This is a genomic window from Kitasatospora sp. NBC_00070 (genome assembly GCF_045041205.1).
In the GTDB taxonomy this organism is placed as follows: Bacteria; Actinomycetota; Actinomycetes; order Streptomycetales; family Streptomycetaceae; genus Kitasatospora.
The window spans coordinates 7,140,783-7,157,513 of the sequence record NZ_CP108247.1 but is presented as its reverse complement, the minus strand read 5'-3'; the positions used below and the strand labels follow the sequence as shown (position 1 = coordinate 7,157,513).

20 protein-coding genes are annotated in these 16,731 nt (G+C 71.1%); 11 read left to right on the top strand and 9 right to left on the bottom strand.

Annotated features, from left to right (window positions below; translation table 11 throughout):
* Positions 1-57 precede the first annotated feature (57 nt).
* From OHV05_RS32355 to OHV05_RS32345, 3 genes are read left to right on the top strand one after another with little or no spacing between them, the layout of a single operon-like run.
* Positions 58-216 carry a hypothetical protein gene (locus OHV05_RS32355; RefSeq protein ID WP_405020865.1) on the top strand — a complete coding sequence of 53 codons (159 nt, stop codon included), beginning with the start codon at positions 58-60 and terminating at the stop codon, positions 214-216.
* Positions 213-1,538 (top strand): MFS transporter, encoded by a 1,326-nt coding sequence (locus OHV05_RS32350; protein WP_405020864.1) that lies wholly within the window; start codon positions 213-215, stop codon positions 1,536-1,538. Before OHV05_RS32355 ends, OHV05_RS32350 begins: the two co-directional genes overlap by 4 nt.
* On the top strand, positions 1,528-2,967 hold the full coding sequence (locus tag OHV05_RS32345; protein WP_405020863.1) for a pyridoxal phosphate-dependent decarboxylase family protein: 1,440 nt from the start codon (positions 1,528-1,530) through the stop codon (positions 2,965-2,967). The genes OHV05_RS32350 and OHV05_RS32345 overlap by 11 nt, the downstream gene beginning before the upstream one ends.
* Before the next feature lie 59 nt (positions 2,968-3,026).
* Here the strand turns inward: OHV05_RS32345 and OHV05_RS32340 are convergent, their stop codons facing one another.
* The 6 genes from OHV05_RS32340 to OHV05_RS32315 form a co-directional block, all read right to left on the bottom strand.
* The gene (locus tag OHV05_RS32340; RefSeq protein WP_403043134.1) at positions 3,027-3,932 is read right to left on the bottom strand and encodes a GlxA family transcriptional regulator; all 906 of its coding nucleotides are present in this window, start codon (positions 3,930-3,932) and stop codon (positions 3,027-3,029) included.
* A gap of 4 nt (positions 3,933-3,936) precedes the next feature.
* The gene (locus OHV05_RS32335; RefSeq protein WP_405020862.1) at positions 3,937-4,524 is read right to left on the bottom strand and encodes a cysteine hydrolase family protein; all 588 of its coding nucleotides are present in this window, start codon (positions 4,522-4,524) and stop codon (positions 3,937-3,939) included.
* Positions 4,525-4,613: 89 nt separating this feature from the next.
* Positions 4,614-5,096 (bottom strand): macro domain-containing protein, encoded by a 483-nt coding sequence (locus OHV05_RS32330; protein ID WP_405020861.1) that lies wholly within the window; start codon positions 5,094-5,096, stop codon positions 4,614-4,616.
* A gap of 120 nt (positions 5,097-5,216) precedes the next feature.
* Positions 5,217-6,293: a pentapeptide repeat-containing protein gene (locus tag OHV05_RS32325; RefSeq protein ID WP_405020860.1), complete on the bottom strand. Its 1,077-nt coding sequence runs from the start codon at positions 6,291-6,293 to the stop codon at positions 5,217-5,219.
* Positions 6,294-6,612: 319 nt separating this feature from the next.
* Complete coding sequence (locus OHV05_RS32320; protein ID WP_405020859.1) at positions 6,613-7,167, bottom strand: NUDIX hydrolase; 555 nt, start codon at positions 7,165-7,167, stop codon at positions 6,613-6,615.
* Between the two features lie 4 nt (positions 7,168-7,171).
* Positions 7,172-8,293, bottom strand: a complete 1,122-nt coding sequence (locus OHV05_RS32315) for an adenosylhomocysteinase (protein ID WP_405020858.1) — start codon at positions 8,291-8,293, stop codon at positions 7,172-7,174.
* 1,007 nt (positions 8,294-9,300) lie between these two features.
* Here OHV05_RS32315 and OHV05_RS32310 point away from each other — a divergent pair.
* The gene (locus OHV05_RS32310) at positions 9,301-9,513 is read left to right on the top strand and encodes a helix-turn-helix domain-containing protein (protein WP_405020857.1); all 213 of its coding nucleotides are present in this window, start codon (positions 9,301-9,303) and stop codon (positions 9,511-9,513) included.
* A 30-nt stretch (positions 9,514-9,543) separates the two neighbouring features.
* On the opposite strand, the gene OHV05_RS32305 is transcribed toward OHV05_RS32310, so the two are convergent.
* Positions 9,544-10,446: an IS3 family transposase gene (locus OHV05_RS32305; RefSeq protein WP_331731017.1), complete on the bottom strand. Its 903-nt coding sequence runs from the start codon at positions 10,444-10,446 to the stop codon at positions 9,544-9,546.
* A 5-nt stretch (positions 10,447-10,451) separates the two neighbouring features.
* The gene (locus tag OHV05_RS32300; protein ID WP_331731019.1) at positions 10,452-10,742 is read right to left on the bottom strand and encodes a transposase; all 291 of its coding nucleotides are present in this window, start codon (positions 10,740-10,742) and stop codon (positions 10,452-10,454) included.
* Here OHV05_RS32300 and OHV05_RS32295 point away from each other — a divergent pair.
* From OHV05_RS32295 to OHV05_RS32275, 5 genes are all read left to right on the top strand, one after another.
* Complete coding sequence (locus OHV05_RS32295; protein ID WP_405020856.1) at positions 10,741-11,466, top strand: DUF5753 domain-containing protein; 726 nt, start codon at positions 10,741-10,743, stop codon at positions 11,464-11,466. The genes OHV05_RS32300 and OHV05_RS32295 overlap by 2 nt on opposite strands.
* The gene (locus tag OHV05_RS32290) at positions 11,453-11,692 is read left to right on the top strand and encodes a DUF397 domain-containing protein (protein WP_405020855.1); all 240 of its coding nucleotides are present in this window, start codon (positions 11,453-11,455) and stop codon (positions 11,690-11,692) included. Before OHV05_RS32295 ends, OHV05_RS32290 begins: the two co-directional genes overlap by 14 nt.
* A gap of 187 nt (positions 11,693-11,879) precedes the next feature.
* Positions 11,880-12,677, top strand: coding sequence for a maleylpyruvate isomerase family mycothiol-dependent enzyme (locus OHV05_RS32285; protein ID WP_405020854.1), 798 nt, complete (start codon positions 11,880-11,882; stop codon positions 12,675-12,677).
* Between the two features lie 205 nt (positions 12,678-12,882).
* The gene (locus OHV05_RS32280) at positions 12,883-13,425 is read left to right on the top strand and encodes a hypothetical protein (RefSeq protein ID WP_405020853.1); all 543 of its coding nucleotides are present in this window, start codon (positions 12,883-12,885) and stop codon (positions 13,423-13,425) included.
* Positions 13,426-13,611: 186 nt separating this feature from the next.
* Positions 13,612-14,526, top strand: coding sequence for a hypothetical protein (locus OHV05_RS32275; protein WP_405020852.1), 915 nt, complete (start codon positions 13,612-13,614; stop codon positions 14,524-14,526).
* Here OHV05_RS32275 and OHV05_RS32270 read toward each other — a convergent pair.
* Positions 14,520-15,068, bottom strand: a complete 549-nt coding sequence (locus OHV05_RS32270; protein ID WP_405020851.1) for an NUDIX domain-containing protein — start codon at positions 15,066-15,068, stop codon at positions 14,520-14,522. The two genes, OHV05_RS32275 and OHV05_RS32270, sit on opposite strands and share 7 nt — an antisense overlap.
* Positions 15,069-15,240: 172 nt before the next feature.
* Here OHV05_RS32270 and OHV05_RS32265 point away from each other — a divergent pair, with 172 nt between their 5' ends.
* Positions 15,241-15,873 carry an RNA polymerase sigma factor gene (locus tag OHV05_RS32265; protein ID WP_405020850.1) on the top strand — a complete coding sequence of 211 codons (633 nt, stop codon included), beginning with the start codon at positions 15,241-15,243 and terminating at the stop codon, positions 15,871-15,873.
* Positions 15,870-16,706, top strand: coding sequence for a hypothetical protein (locus OHV05_RS32260; RefSeq protein WP_405020849.1), 837 nt, complete (start codon positions 15,870-15,872; stop codon positions 16,704-16,706). The genes OHV05_RS32265 and OHV05_RS32260 overlap by 4 nt, the downstream gene beginning before the upstream one ends.
* Positions 16,707-16,731 lie beyond the last annotated feature (25 nt).

Sequence of the window (16,731 nt, the reverse complement as noted above, 5' to 3'; positions counted from 1 at the left end):
GTAGTCCGGTTCGACCGGACGCCGACGCCCCGCTGTCACCTTTCCGAGGACACCCCCATGCCCGTGTCGTTCCACTCGTTCCGGCCCACCGGCGGCGACCCGGCCGCCCGGACCCGCCGCGCGGACGTCCAACTCCGCTGGGGCGAACCACCGGTGGCGCTCGGCGAGCGACCGGCCCGGCTGCGCGCGCTCACCCCGACCGGCGGCACCGGATGAGCGGCGGGCTGCCCCGCAGCGTCCGGATCGGCTACGGTCTCGGCTCGCTCGGCACCGGCACCTTCGGCACCGTCCCCGGGCTGATCCTGCTCTACTACCTGACCGATGTGCTGGCGGTGCCGGCCGCCGTGGCCGGGGCCGCCGTCTTCCTGCCCAAGGTCTGGGACGTGCTGGTCAATCCGCTGGTCGGTGCGCTCTCCGACCGCAGCCGGCTGCCCGGCGGCCCGCGCCGTCCGTTCCTGCTGATCGGCGCCTGCACGCTGCCGCCGCTGTTCGCGCTGATCTTCGCCGCACCGCCGCTGCGCGGCGCGGCGGCAGCCGCCTACGTCGCGGTGCTGTTCCTGCTGGCGGCCACCGCCTACGCGGTCTTCCAGGTGCCGTACGTCGCGCTGCCCGCCGAGATGACGGCGGATCAGGGCGAGCGGGCCCGGGTGCTCGGCTGGCGGGTCGGCTTCCTCGGGGTGGCGATCCTGCTCTCCGGCGCGCTGGCCCCGGCGATCGCGCACGCCGACGGCGACACCCCGGCGAGCTACCGGCTGATGGGTCTGGCGGTGGCCGTCCTGCTCGCGGTCGGGATGTTCGGCGCCTGGCACTTCACCCGGCACGCCCCGGTGGTCGCCCGCAACGACTCCGAGCCGTCCCTGCGGGCCCAGTTGGCGACCGCCCGGGACAACCCGGCGTTCCTGAACCTGGCCGGGATGTGGACCCTCCAGGCCCTGGCGGTCGGCGTGATGCTGGCGGGCGTGCAGTACTTCGCCACCTACACCCTGGGGTCGGCGGCGGCCGTCACCCCGCTGTTCGCCTGCATGATCGGCCCGCTGGTGCTGGTGATGCCGCTGTGGAACCGCCTGGCGGCCCGCCGGGGCGTCAAGTACGCGCAGTGGTGCGCCAGTTCGCTGTTCCTGCTGGCGGCCCTCGCGCTCGCGCTGACCCCGCCGGCGGGCCACTGGCTCGGGTACACCGCCGTCGCCCTGGTCGGCATCGCCTACGCGGGGCTCCAGTTGCTGCCGCTGACCATGCTCGCCGACACCCTGGCCGGCGACCACCGCCGGACCGGCCGGACCAGGGCGGGCACCTTCACCGGCCTGTGGACCGCCGCGGAGACGCTCGGCTTCGCCCTGGGTGCGGGCACCTTCGCCGCGGTGCTGGCGGTCAGCGGCTTCCGCTCCTCGGACGCCGGTCACCGGGTGGCACAGCCCGGCTCCGCGCTCACCGGCATCACCGTCGGCATGAGCCTGCTGCCCGCCGTCCTGACCGCGCTGAGCCTCTGGCTGCTGCACCGCTACTCCCTCGACGAGGAGGAGACCCGCCGTGTCCCCTGACCCCGCCCGCCCCGCCGCCGAGGTGCTGGCCGACCTGCGCGCCCTGCGCGGCGCCGACGCCCCGACCCGGGGCGGCCGCACCTTCGCCTACGTCTACGACCCCGCGCTGCCGGGCCTGGACGAGCTGGCCGCCGCCGCGTACGCCGAGTTCGCCACCGTCAACGGCCTGGACATGACCGTCTTCCCGAGCGTCGCCCGGCTGGAGAACGACCTGGTCGGCGCGGCGGCCGCGCTGCTCGGTGCACCGGGCACCCAGGGCACCTTCACCAGTGGCGGCACCGAGAGCATCCTGCTCGCCGTGAAGACCGCCCGCGACCACGCCCGGGCCACCCGTGGGGTGACCGGTCCTCAGCTCCTGCTGCCCGCCACCGCGCACGCCGCCTTCCACAAGGCGGCCGGCTACCTGGGCCTGGAGACGGTCTTCGTCCCGGTCGACCCGGTCACCTTCCGGGCCGACACCGACGCCCTCGCGGCGGCGATCACCGACCGCACCGTGCTGACCGTCGCCTCCGCGCCGTCCTACCCGCACGGCGTGATCGACCCCGTCGCGGAGATCGCCGCCGCCTCGGCGGCGCGCGGCGTGCTCTGCCACGTGGACGCCTGCATCGGCGGCTGGCTGCTGCCGTACCTGCGCCGGGCCGGCCGCCCGGTGCCCGCCTTCGACCTGACCGTGCCCGGGGTCACCTCGCTCTCGGTCGACCTGCACAAGTACGGCTACGCCGACAAGGGTGCCTCGGTGGTGCTCTACCGCGACGCCGAGCTGCGCCGCCACCAGTACTTCGCGCACGCGGGCTGGCCCGGCTACCCCGTGGTCAACCCGACCGTCCAGGGCACCAAGTCGGCCGGGCTGCTGGCCCAGGCCTGGGCCGTCCTGCAGTACGTCGGCGAGGACGGCTACACGGCCCTGGCCGCCGGGGTGGCGGACGCCTCCGACCGGCTGCTGGCCGGACTGCGCGACACCGAGGGCGTCGAGGTGCTCGGCGATCCGTCCGCCGGACTGGTCTCCTTCACCCTGCCGGCGGGGCTGAGCCTGCTGCTGCACCTGGCCGACGAGCTGCGCGAGCGCGGCTGGTACCTGCAACCCCAGCTCTCCCACGGCGAGTTGCCCGCCAACCTGCACCTCACCCTGACCCCGGCCACCGTCGACCGGGTCGACGCGCTGCTCGCCGACCTGCGCGAGGCCCTGAAGGCCGCCCGCTCCCTGCCGCCGGTCACCGTCGATCCCGGGGTGCTCGACCTGGCCGCCGCCCTGGACCCGGCGACCCTCGGGCCCGAGGAGGTGGCCGCCGTGCTGGCCTTCGCGGGGCTGACCGGCACGGGCGGGCTGCCGGCCCGGATGGCGCCGGTGCTGGTGCTGCTGGACGCACTGCCCGCACCGTTGCAGGAGCGGCTGCTGGCGGAGTTCGTGGGGTCGATCTTCCGGATCTGACCGGGCGTCACCGAACGCGCCCCGGCCAGGGCGTTTCCGGGCGGCGGCCCGACCGCCCGTCAGACCCTCGACCGCAGGCGGCGCAGCATCCGGGCGTCCTGGAAGCCGACCACCCGGGCGGCGGCCTCGACCGTGCTGCCCCGGGTGATCAGGTGCTCGGCCCGCTCGACCCGCAGCTCCTGCTGGTAGCGCAGCGGGGTGAGGCCGGTGGCCTCGGTGAACCGGCGGGTGAGGGTCCGTTCGCTGACCCCGGAGGCGGCGGCCAGGTCGGCGAGCGCGAGCCGGTCGGTGAACCGGTTGTCGATCAGGTCCTGCACCCGGTGGATGGCGTCGCTGAGGTGGGTGCGGTGCCGGAGCAGGGCGCTGGTCTGCTGCTCGTCGCCGTTGCGGCGGGCGTAGACCACCATGTCCCGGGCCACCTTGGCGGCGGCGGCCGGGCCGTGCCGGACGGCCACCAGGTGCAGCGCGAGGTCGATGCCGCTGGCGATCCCGGCCGAGCTGACCACCCGGTCGTCCACCACGTAGAGCACGTCCCGCACCACGGTGGCCCGGGGGTAGCAGCGGGCGAGCTCGTCCTGCGCCTCGTGGTGGGTGGTGCAGCGCCGCCCGTCCAGCAGCCCGGCCCGGCCCAGCGCGTCCGCGCCCGCGCAGATGCTGGCCACCGTGCCGCCCGCCGCGTGATGCGCCGTCAGCCGGGCCAGCGTGTCGTCGTGCAGCGCACCGTTGCTGCGCAGCGAGGGCGCGCGCCAGCCGGGCACCACCAGCAGGTCCTCGGCTCCCAGCTCCGGCCAGTCGGTGGCGGCCCGCAGATCCAGGCCCTGCGCGGTCGGCACGTCCTCCTGCTCGGCCACGTAGCTGACCCGGTAGTCGTAGCCGAAGTCCGCCGCGGTCGAGAAGACCTGTGCAGGCCCGGCCAGGTCCAGCAGATGCAACTGCGGGACGAGCAGGAAGACCACCTGGGTCACCGGGTCACGATCCGGTCAGCTCGTCCACGGTGGCCACCCGGGCGAACCGGCCCGCGAGGACGTACTCGGTGCGGGTGATGATCTGATCGGTGGTCAGGGTGCGCGGATCGGCCAGGATCTCGGCCAGGCTGCGGCCCGCCGGGGCGTCCCGGTGCTCGATGGGGTGGGTCGCGGTCGCGTCGGTGACGAAGGTGACGTCGTACCCGAGGTCGGAGGCGACCCGGGCGGTGGTCTCGCAGCACTGCTCGGTCCGGATGCCGCTGATCACCACCTCCCGGACGCCCCGCTCGGTGAGCCGCTGCTGCAGGTTCGTGGTGGTGAACGCGTTGTGGGAGGTCTTGGTGACGACCGGTTCGCCCTCGGCCGGGGCCCGCACCCCCTCGATCAGGCGGACGTGGCCCAGCGCCGGGTCGAAGACCGTACCGGTGCCCGGCTCGGAGTGCAGGACCCACACCACCAGGTCCCCGGCCGCCCGGGTGGCGTCGACCAGCCTGTTCACCTGCCCGACGATGTCGGGGTTGGACACGGCGGCCCAGTTCTCCCGCTGCCGGAACGATTCCTGGACGTCGATGACGACGAGTGCGCTGTTCATGCCTCGATCCTGCTGCCTGCCGGTCCCCCGCGACAGACACCATCATGCCCCGATCCGGACCGATCCGGTCACCGCCGCCGGACCACTGCTCAGTCGAAGTCGTACACCGTGACCGGCACACCGGCCCCGGTCAGCCGCGCCGTCACCAACGGCTCCACCCGGTCCCAGCGCCCGCCCGCGAGGCCGCAGCCGATCCGGGGCATGTGCACGGAGGCCCCGAGCTCCCGCACCCGGGGAGCCAGCCGGGCGAGTGCGGCGTCGATCGCCTCGTAGCGGACCGGGACGCCCTGGGACCGACTCGTCCTGATCCCCCGCTGACCGACCAGGTTCGCCACCCACACGTACCGCTCCACCTGCACCAACTGCACCGCCCCGAGACCGAAGTCGTTGCCCGCCCGCTCGCGGTGCCACCGCCGGAACGCCGCCTCGGGCTCCGGCCAGCGCTTGGACAGCGCGACCACGAAGCCCTTGCCCCAGCCGCCCAGGTCGTTGCAGACATGGGCGATCACCTTGACGCCCTTGCCCTGCGGGGCCGTGGCGTCCCCCCGTACGTAGTCGATCAGTTCACCCATCCGCGCAGGCTATCCACCGCTCCTGACATCCCTACCGGATTTCCCGGCGGCCGCTCGCCGGAGGTCCTCGCCGCGCGGCCGCCGGGAACCCTGCCCCTGGTACGCGCGACTGCACGGGCCTCAGGCCGATCGCAGCGGCGGCGCAGCCCTCGTGATCGCGGCGGCCGGCAGCAGGTTGTCCGGTTCGGCACCGGGGTCGTCCGTGACGACCGTGCCGGTCCCCTCGACTGCGAAACCGGTCGGCCAGGTCGTGCGATCGCTCGCCAGCGCGCCTTCCAGCTTCGCCTCCCGCAGGTCGGCGGCGCTCAGGTCGCATCCCCGCAAATCGGCCAACCGCAAATCGGCTCGGACGAATACCGCACCATGAGCGTGGGCCTTGCGCAGGTTCGCCTCCCGCAGGTCCGCACCCGAGAAGTCCGCCTCCCCCAGGTCGGCCTTGACCAGACGAGCGCCGCGCAGGTCGGCTTCGACGCAGCGGGCCCGGCGGAGAATCGAGGTGCCGAGCTCGGCATGCCGCAGGTTGGCCGCGATCAGTGACGTCCCAGTCAGGTTGACCTGGTAGATGCTGGCCGCTTCCAGGCAGGCGCCATCGAGATTGACCCCGTTCAGCCACAGTCCGTCACAGTCGGCCCGACGCAGGTCGGTGAAACTGACGTTGAGCCACTCCGGACGGCGTTCCCGGCCCAGCACGCCGAGGCCCGTCAGCGCCACCTGAGCGTCCGCCGCGCGGGATTCGAGCGGGCGCACCGCGTTGATGGACACATCCGCCGCCGGAGCTCCCGGCTGTTCCGGCGGCCAGGGAAGGTGCGTCCGAAGATACGCCGCCATGATCGAGATGACCGCCTCGCGGTCGTGGCCGGAGTGATCCGCGATCCGCCAGAGTGCGTAGAGGCCCCCGATCCGCACGTCCAGCTTGTCGCTGCCGAGTTGATCCACGGCGCGACTGAAGCGATCGGTGACGTTTCCCTCCCGGGTGGCGTTCAACCCGTCCTGGCTGACGCGCAACTGACGCCACGTCGCACAGGCGCCGAACAGCACGACCACGCCGCCGACCGCTTGCAGGAACGTGGTGCGCACGTTGTTCACCGCGTTCAGACGGTCCGCCGCAGCGAGTTGGGCACCTGAGAGATCGCGGTCGACGACCAGCCCCGGAAGCACCAGGAGCACAACGGCCAGTACGGCAAGCACAGCCAGCACAGCCGACGCCACGACAACGGCCCGAACAGCGCGCCGGCCAGAGCGACGCGGGTCGCGGCCACGATCAGATCCCCCCATGTCCACGGGATCCTAGGGCAAGCCCGAAACCGCTGAACCGGCGCGGTCACAGCACCGACGAGCGCCGACCGGGGCCGTGGTGCTGCTACTTGCGGAACGATGTCCTGACGGGGCCTCGACGACGGCCAACGCCTGGGGCTCGGTCAGGGCAGGCACGTCGCCACTGTCGACCGCCGGGGCCGGGGCCGGCGACTCGGGCTCGGGGCGTCAGGATCACCGGTCCCCGAGCCCGACTTTCACCCTACTTGCGCCCTCGCAGGGCCTCCCGCACCCGGGATCGGAACGTCTCGTCGGCGATCATGTCCAGCGGGCCCCATGAGTACCCGCTCACTTCTTCCTCTTGCAGTGTGACCGCTCCGCCGTCGATCAGGCGGAAGACGAACCGGAAGTCGAAGTGCTGGTGGTCGGGTTCGCCCTTGCCCGGGTTCGCCGGGATCGGGTGCACGTCGATGTGCACGGGATCGGCGTCGGCGAGAGCGACCGGCTCGGCCGGGATGCCGGTTTCCTCGGTCAGCTCCCGGAGAGCGGCGGCAGCCAAGCTGTGGTCCTCGGGCTCAAGGTGCCCGCCGGGGGTCAGCCATCGATCGAGCGCCACGTGACGAATGAACAGCGCCTTCCCGTCGGGGTCGACCAGCACGGCCCCGGCGGTCGCGTGGCCCCGGAACTCCTTCCGGCTGGTCACGTCGGTGCCCTGGTCGAGCAGCGCGAGAACCACGGACAGATCCGGCTTCTCGTCGGGGTACCGGTCGAGATACCCGCCGATGGTCTCGCGGATCTCTGCACTCGTGATGGTCATGGGATCACCTGTTGTAGTAGTGGAGCCAGGTAGCGGCGATGGCCGCGCGGTCGTCGACCGAGACTTCGTGCATCCCGGGGCCGAGGTCACCGCGCGCGAGCAACCGCACGCCCGCCAGGATCTCAGCCTGTACCAGGAAGATGAACGGCCCAACTGACGCACCGTGCAGGAAGTTGACGGCGTTTCCGCCATTGAGCAGGTAGAAGTAGTGACCCGTGGTCGTGTGCCGGGTGATGTTCTCCCCGGACGTGGTGCGCCCGTAGTAGTCGGGCAGTCCGTCCAACTCCAACTCGTCCTCCGAGCTGGTGACCGAGGCCACGAACGCGCCGTTCCGGAGCTTCGGGAAGTCCTCACCGCGCAGGGCCAACGATCCGGTTGCGCACAGCACCACCCCCGCCATGGTGAGCGCCCGGTCACGGTCCTGCGCCACGGTGAAGCCCTGCGAGAACGCCTGTGCCTGCCGGACCGGGTCTATGTCGTACACCGTGACGTGCACGCCCTTCGCGTGCAGCAGCCGGGCGATGCTCGAACCGAGCTTGCCGAAGCCCAGCACCAAGGCAGGGCGGCCGTTCATGATGTCCCCTCGGCCGCGCAACAGGGCCTCGGTGGAGAACACGACCGACTGCCCCACCAAATAGTCCTCGGGGTCCTTGAGCGGCGAGCGGGCGACGGACACGACAGGACACGGCGGCTTGGGCATCTCCGCGTACCGCTTGTGCCCGTTCTCGGTGTCCTCGACCACGCCGAGGATGCGGCCCGAGAAGGTGTCACACATCTCCGTGAGCGAGGGCGCGAAGTAGCCACCCACGTCCAACAGCACCACGTCTTCGTCGGCGGCCCTGGTCTCCAGATACGTCACGGCTGCCACCGGGTCGGCGAACAGCTCACGCGACAACGCGTCGACAGCCACCGCTTGTTCGATCTCGCGGCGCGCACCCAGGTCGATGCTCTTGGGCTTGGGCAGCACGGCACGAAGCTCGGTCACCTTGTCGACCGCTCTAACAAAGCTCGGCCGGTCGGGCAACAGGTGCGTTACCAGCAGTCCGGCGGGGCGCTGCTCCGGGACGAACGTCTTTGCGATCTTGTCGAAGTACGCGTCGAGCCGAGCCCGATCCTGCGGTTCCATGGAACACCCTCCGGTGTGGAGTTGGGCCCGCCCCGGCCGTGTCTATGCCGAGCGCCGGGCAGCCGTGAGTGCACGGTTGATAGGCAGGCGCTCACACGGCCGGAACGGGAGATGAAAGGGCGGGCATGGCCGCCTGGTGGGCACGGGAACGGGCTTGGGACCACGGCCCCAACTGCGCTGCCCGGAGGTGCAGTTCCTCGTACGGGCTCTAGTGCACGCGGCAGACGGTGATCCACGGCCGCATACTGAGCGACCCGATCGACGTCACGTCTTGCCATGCGCCGCAGGGACGGCACCAGCCGAGAATCCAGCGCCGATCACGGGGCACGCGCCGATCAGGAATCCGGGCATGCGGGCCGAACAGATTCACGAATCGACGTGCCCCGAGGGCGGGTTGGCGAGGATTCGTCGAACTCGGACAGTCGCCCGTCTTCGCCGTTCCCACCGGCCTGCCCCGTCGTAGGCGTACGGGATACCGGCACAGACCGTTCCGGCGACCAGCCACCAGACCAGTCCGCGCACTCCGGTCTGTCCCGGGTCGATCATGGTCTGAGCGGCGAACGCCAGCCCGACCCCGACGGCAACGACCAGGCCGACTGCCGCCACTTGAACGCAGCTCGGCCGGCTCATGCCTTGCGCCCCTTGCACTCTGGATCGGGACAGCCGCAGATGGCGCGTTGCGCGTCCCGCTGGATTCCGGAGTCACCGGGGATCGGGTACCCCGTGCTGCGGGCCAGCCGGTAGTCGTCCAGCGGCGAACTACTCTCACGTGCAGCCGGTTTGGGGAACGGCTGGACGACGTCGACCACAGGAACAGGGTTCGATCGGAGGCGTCCCACATACTGCGGGCGCATCCCGCTCAATTGTTCGGTCTGAGCATCCATCATGTCCCTCTCCGGCGCCTTGCATTGGCCCACCGCCGCTGTCTGTGGTCCAAGCGTCGCGGTCCGGCGCTACCCTGAGAAGCAGCGGCAACCCAACAAAAGGACTGCTCAAAGGGGGCAACGGTGGTCAGCCCAAACGATCTCAACCCGGGCCGATCCCCCAGGGACTTCTACGGCTCAGAGCTTCGCCGGCTGCGCGAGACCGTTGCCCCGAAGCTGTCCCAACAGGCTCTCGGCGAATTGGTGTACGTCTCGGGCGCGTACATCGGCCAGTTGGAGAACGCGACCCGCGCCCCCCAGCTCGACCTGTCGGTTCGCCTCGACACCGCACTGTGAAGTTCCCCCCTGATCCTGGACAGCGGTTGCTTACGCTGCGGGGGTGAAGTCGTGCTGCAGTCTGGCTCGGGTCTCGAGCGGGGTGAGGTATCCGAACTCGGGGTGCTTGCGGAGCCTGGTGCGGTTGTATTCGACTTCGATGAAGCGGAACACGTCGGCCCGGGCGGCCTCGCGGCTCTCCCAGACGGTGGTGCCGATCTCCGCTTTGAGCAGTCCGAAGAAGCTCTCGGCTGCGGCGTTATCGTAGCATATGCCGGTTCGTCCCATGCTCTGCCTCAGGTTCAACTCCCTTACCTCCGTGCGGAATTCACTACTCGTGTATTCGCTACCGCGATCGGTGTGCATGATGCAGCCGGGCTTCAGGCCGCCCCGGACGGCGGCCATCTTGAGGGCGTCGGTGACCAGCTCGGCGCGGTGGTGGTCGGCCATCGCGTAGCCGACGACCTCGCGGGTGGCCAGGTCGATGACCGTCGCCAGATACCACCAGCCCTCGATCGTCGGAAGATACGTGATGTCGCCGACGAGTTTCATGCCGGGCCGCTCGGCCGTGAAGTCGCGGCCGACCAGGTCCGGAGCTGGGGCGGCCTTGGAGTCCTGCTTCGTCAGGTACCGGCGTCTGCGACGGGTCACGCCGCGGATGTCACGCTCACGCATGATCCGCTCGACCTTCTTCCGGTTGACCGCACGGCCCTTGCGCCGCAGGGCCGCGTGCACGCGCGGGACGCCGTAGGCACCGCGCGAGCCGGCGTGGATCTCCCTTATCTCCTCGGCCAGTTCGTCCTCTGCCCGCTGCCGCTCGGCGGCGGCCGGCCGACCGGCGAGCCAGGCGTAGTAGCTGGCACGCGACAGCCTCAGAACCCGGCACAACAGCGCGACGCTGAAGCCGCCGGGTCTGTCCTCGGCAGCCCTCTCCGCGTCGATGAAACGGCACAACGTGCCTACTTCATCGTCTCCTTCGCGAAGAAGGCCGCGGCTTTTTTCAAGATCTCGATGGTCTGCTGTTGCTCCCGGTTCTCCCGGCGCAGCCGCTGGAGCTCTTCCTTCTCCGTCGTGGTCAGCGCACCGGGCGCCCCCTCGCCCCGGTCGGTGCGGTCCTGCTTGACCCAGCCCCGCAGCCCCTCGGGACTCACCCCCAGTTCCCGGGCGATCTCGGTGACGTTCCGATGCGGCGAGGACCGGACGAGCGCGATCGCGTCCCGCTTGAACTCCGCCGTGTACCGCTTACTCATGTTGCTCTTGCCACTCACTACCTGGACTGCTTCCTCCGGGACCCAACCGTCCCAGTATCAGGCTGTCCAGTTCAGAGGGGGAACTTCACTGAGTAGCGGTGGTCAACTTGAGCGGCTCCACGACATGCTCAGTTACTCGCGGTTCGCTCACTACTTCTCAGAGGCAGCGGAACACGAACTCCTGGCCTTGACGATCAACGAGTACGCACCTTTGCTGGTCCCGGGTCCGATGCAGACCGAGGACTACGCGGCTGCCGTGTTCCTTGGTGCTCAACCTCTGCTCTCTGAGGAGGATCTGGCCTCCCGGATAGCCGCGCGGCTGGAGCGAGCAGGGAAGCTGATCGACCCAACAGAGCGCTTGTTGTGGTACATCCTGGACGAGGCCGTACTACGCCGCGTGGTTGGTACCAGAGCCGTGATGGCGGGTCAACTCCGGCATATCGTGGATCTCATCGAGACCCGGAAGGTGATCGTTCAGGTTGTGGAGTTCGCTGCTGGGGCTCATGCCCTGCTGGAAGGCATGATCAGCCTGATGACCTTCGCCGATGCCCCGCCACTCGCCTACCTCGAAGGCCCTCACGCTGGACAACTGGTTGATGATTCTCGGTTGGTTACCGCCTGCTCACGGTCCTACGATCTGGTACGGGCCGCCGCGCTGTCGCCGGAGGCGTCCCTAGCCCTGATCCGGTCGGCGGCGGAGGACCATCACAATGCACAACGATGATCACCAGAAACGACGTCGGCCAGCCTGGCGCAAGAGCAGTCACAGCGGCGGCAATAACGGTTCGTGCGTTGAGTTCGACATGAACAACTACGGCAAGGTCCGTGACTCCAAGGACCCGGACGGCCCCGTGCTGGACTTCACTCCACAAGCTCTCAGCTCGTTCGCCACTGCCGCTGGCTCGGGGTACTTCGATACGGCCTTCGCTGAGCACTTCGGCTCGCTCTGACCGCGTGACCAAGAGGCCCCGCCACCTTGCCGAGAGGGTGACGGGGCCTTGGTGCGCCCGCGCCGTCAGGACCGGCAGCTCCGCCACCTGGGCGCGGGTGTCGCGCACCGGAGTGCTCAGCACCAGCTGGCAGCGACTGTGAAAAAATTGCTGTCCAACCACCGGATCACGGTGGTAGACATCCGGCGTGGAAAAGAATCTTGAGTTCCCTGACCTGCTGCGCCTGATCGACGACCGGTCGACCGCCTTCCGCGCCGCGGTCGCCGACGCGCCCAGTCTCGACGCACCCGTGCCGACCTGCCCCGAGTGGACGCTGTTCGATCTGGCGAAGCACCTGGGTGGGGGAGACCGCTTCTGGGCCGGCATCGTCGGCGCGGGGCCTGCCGACACTCCCCCGGCCGAGGCCGCCGCTGCGCGCGCCGCTCTGGAGGTGCCGCAGGAGCGTGAGGCCCTGCTGGCCTGGCTGGCCGCGTCGACGCAGCTTCTGCTGAGCGCCCTGCGCGAGACAGGACCGGACGCCGGCTGCTGGACGTGGTGGAGTGACCTGCAGACGCCGCGGACCTCCGGCGGAGTCGCCCGACACCGGGTCCAGGAGAGCGCGGTGCACACGTACGACGCCCGGCTCGCCGCAGGCGCCACGCAGCCGCTGCCGACCGAGGTGGCACTCGACGGTGTCGAGGAGTTCCTGTTCACCTGCGTCGCGTCGCCCAGCGCCTGGCCGCACAAGCCCACGACCTTCGACTTCCACGCCACCGAGGGCCGCTCCTGGCGCGTCACGGTCGACGGCGACGGCGCACGCTCCACCCGCATCCCCGCACCCACGGCCGCGACCGGCGAGGACTCGGACCCAGCCGGCGCCTCCGTCCACGGCACGGCCAGTGAGTTGGTCATCTACTTGTACGACCGTATCCCGGCCGACTCCCTGCGAGTTGACGGAGACGCAGGGCTGCTCGACCTGCTCCGCGCCTGGGAACCGGAGGAGTAGGACGTAGCGGGGCGGTCGGACACGACTCCTTGCCAGGTTCGTCAGTCGAACTCACGTCCTCGGCGCTTGCAGACGTCGAAGCCGCACGGACGCCGGACCGGGGCCTCCCTCGCGCGGGGGAGGTGACCAGGTCCTGGGGCGGAGGCCGGGCGGCCGGGGCCGCCGGAGGATTGGGGGGTCCCTCCTTCCCGGAAAGAAGCCCCCGATGAGCGTGCTCGACCGCCCCGCCACGACCACCGCCGAGCCGGCGCCCCACATCTCACGCGGCATCAGATGGGCGGCGCACGCCGTCCCGCTCTGCGCGCTGCCGTCGGGCCTGTGGCGCATCGCGCTCGTCGTCGGCTGGCCCGACTGGTACGGGGAGCACGAGTGGCTCCCGTGGGAGCGGCCGTACGTCCTCTCGCTCTCGCTGATCGCGGAGTGCCTGGCGCTGCTCACGCTCGGGCTGGTCCGACCGTGGGGCGAGCGGCTCCCCGACCGGGTACCGTTCGTCGGCGGTCGCCCACTGCCGGTCCGCGCGGTCGTCGTCCCTGCCTCGTTGGGCGCCTTCCTCGCCACCGCCCTGGCGGCGTACGGCACGCTCAACTACTTCTTCCACTTCGTCCCGGGGCTGAACGACAAGGGCGAGGTGCTGCCGACCAGCGGACCGGGCGCCTGGGCACTGTGGATCTGCTACCTCCCGATCCTGGCCTGGGGGCCGCTGCTCGCCGTGGTCACCCGCGCCTACCACCTGCGCCGCACCCACTGAACGAACTTCCGGGGTCAGTGGTCAATTCATCGCGAGAACGGTCGAGTTGGGCCACGATCCGGCCGTCTCCGGAGAACTGGCCACCCCAGCAGCGGGGCGTGCTACGTTCCGTGGTCAAAACATAAACAGGTGACCCCGGCGGTGCGCCAACACCCCGGGGTCCGGCAACAGGAGCACAACCTCCAGATGCGGGTTCATCGTAGCGCCCACGCGCGCAACTTCACCGTGCTGCCCAACGCACTCCTCCAGGACCGCCGACTCAGCTACACCGCCCGTGGCCTGCTCGTCGACCTGCTCTCCCGGCCGGACGGCCGGCGTGAGGACGGTCGCCAGATGGCCGACTCCAGCCCCCAGGGGCGGGGTGCCGTCCGCCGGGCGCTGAAGGAGCTCACGGCGGCCGGGTACTACCGGGTCGACACCGTCCGCCTCCCCAACGGCACCGTCCGCTCGGAGGCCCACGTCTTCGACACCCCGCAGTGGACGCCACCGGGTGTCGCCCACCCGGGCACCGGTGGGCCGAACACCGGCCGTACAGACGCTCCTTCGGTAGAGGACGACGGGAAAGCACCCTCCCTCCCCGACCGGCGAGCCGACGAACGGTCAGCCGAAGTCCCCGACGAAGCGGCACGCGTGGCGGCGGACACTCTCCTCCGGGCAGTCCGGCCGGAGCCACGACTGTGGCTGGGCGAGAGCGAGGCCCTGAGCCTGGCGCCCTTGGTGACCGACTGGCTGGAACGTGGCGCCACCGCAGGCGAGTTGGCCCGTGCCCTGCTGGACGGCCTGCCGACCACGGTGCACTCCCCCGTGGCCGTGCTGCGCAGCCGCCTGGAGCGCAAGATGCCACCGCCCCGCACTGCGGCACAGCGCCCGACGGCCCGGTACGCCGAGTGCGACAGGTGCCACGACCCGGTGCCGCAGCGCGGCATCTGCCGGGCCTGCGCGGGCCTCGGCGGACGGGTGACCGCAGTCGGCAACGGCGCGACGGCTGCCCGCAGGGGCGCGGCCCGGGCCCGGGCCGCGATGCACAGCACCCGGGGCTCGCTCACGGTCGGACTCCGCCCGTCGGGAGTGGCCGGCAGAGCCTGTGGAGCGGGTCAGTAGGACCGGCGGGCCGCGATCCACGCGGCATGCCGCGTCATCCTGAGCCGGTCCTCAGGAAAGTACCCCTGCCACTGCTCGTCCAGGCGCAGCCAGGCCGCCGGCTGACCGGGCTCGGGGGCCAGGGGTGTCGCCCGGTCGACGACTGCGACGAAGGACACCCCCAGGGTCGCCGCCAGGCCGGGACCGTACGAACGAACGGTCACGGCCGCCGGTACGGCGAGGAGTTGCGCGCTGACCCCGGCCTCTTCGAGCAGTTCGCGGGTCGCCGCCTCACGAGGCGTCTCGTCGACTTCGACCTGCCCGCCGGGGCAGACCCATCCGCGCCAACGATGCTCGACCAGCAGCACCTGCTCCAACTCCCGGTCGAACACCCAGACTTCCGCCGCCAGCGGCCCACTCGTCGCCACGTCCGCCACGCCCGTCGCGTCCGCCGCCTCCGCGCGGAGCAGCCAGGCACGGGCGTTGTCGTACTCGGTCACCGCCTGCTCGACGTCCAGGGCCACGGCCGCCAAGGAACGTCGCGTGATCACATGCTGAGTCATCCGCACACCGTACGACCGTGCGCCGACAGGAGCCGACGCAAGGCGGCGCGAGGCGGGTACCCCGTCTGACCTGCGGTCGGCACCGGGCCCGTCCGGTCACATGTGACCCAGGTCATAGGAACTCGGGCGGACGGGGTACCAGATAGAGGACGTGGAATCTTCAGATCGAGATGTGCGCGCGCGGGTGCGGGCCGGAGACCGGGACGCGTTCGGCCTGCTCTTCGACACGCATGCGCGCGCGGTGTACAACCACGTGTTCCGGCTGACCGGGGACTGGTCGACGGCGGAGGACGTGATGTCGTTGACGTTCCTGGAGGCCTGGCGCCGGCACGACCGGATCGAGGCGGAGGGCGGGTCGCTGCGGCCCTGGCTGCTGGGCATCGCCACCAAGCTGGTCAGCAACCAGCGCCGGGCCGCCCGGCGGTACTGGCAGGTGCTGGCGCAGCTCCCGACGCCGCGTGAGGAGGTCCCCGACTTCGCCCAGGAGCTGGCCGGGCGGATCGACGACGCGTCCCAAATCGCGGTCCTGCAGGTGGCGTTGGCGCGGTTGCGCCGCCCGGACCGTGAGGTGCTGGCCCTGTGCGTGTGGGCGGGCCTGGACTACCAGGAGGCCGCCGAGGCCCTGGGCGTACCGGTGGGCACCGTGCGCTCACGCCTGTCCCGCGCCCGGACCCGGTTGCACCGGCTCGCCGAGACGGCGCAGCGTCGGGCGCAGCGAGAAAAAGTGGAACCCGCTCGTGGCCGGAACCAGATCAAAGGTGGGACCGCGCATGCGGCCCCGTCCCCGAAGGAGGTACACCAGTGAACGCCGGACAGCGGCCGGAGCCGGTCGAGCGCGCGGAACTGCTCGGGCAGCTGCCCGTGCCGGCCGAGCGCGACCTCCCCGCAGGACGCCACGCCCTACACCGGGAGCGCCTGATGCGACAGATCGACCTCGACACCCCCACCCCGGCCGCCGCCCCGGCCCCGGCAACCACGCCCGCCAGGCCGCGCATTCGGCGGCGGCTGGCCGTCACCGTCGCCGGTGCGCTCGTCGTGGGTGCGGCCGTGGCCGTGGCCTCGACGCAGTACGGGCTGACCGGCGGTGGCGCCGCCAGCGGGTCGCTGAGCTCCACCGAACTGGCCAGCTGGACCGGCGTGCCGACGCCGCTGGCCGCTTCGACGGGCCCGGGCGCCACCGCCGAGAAGTGGTGCCTGGACCGGATGACCGACGCCCCCGGCGCGGGGGCGCCCGCCACGATCACCAACGCGGACCTGCGGGGCAAGATCGCCTCACTGATCGTCAACCGTGGCGGCAACGCCATGCTCTGCTACGTCGCCTCGGAGCACAGCGGTTTCTGGGAGGCGATCGACCCGGTGATGACCGTGCCGGCCGACGCGGTCACGTACGACACGGGCGGCTCCCACGGTGACGGGGACGAGACGTTCAACTACGCGCAGGGCTCGGTCGGGGCCAACGTCAAGGCGATCAGCATGCAGGCCAACGGACGGACCTTCCAGGTCACCGTGGCGGACGGCCGCTGGACCGCCTGGTGGCCCGGCGCCACGTCGCGCGGCGGCTCCGTCGACATGGCCAGCATCACCCTCGCCGACGGCACCACCCGCACCGTCAACGGCAGTTCGCTGTACACCAGGTGAGACTTCCCGGGCCGGCCGGCCACCA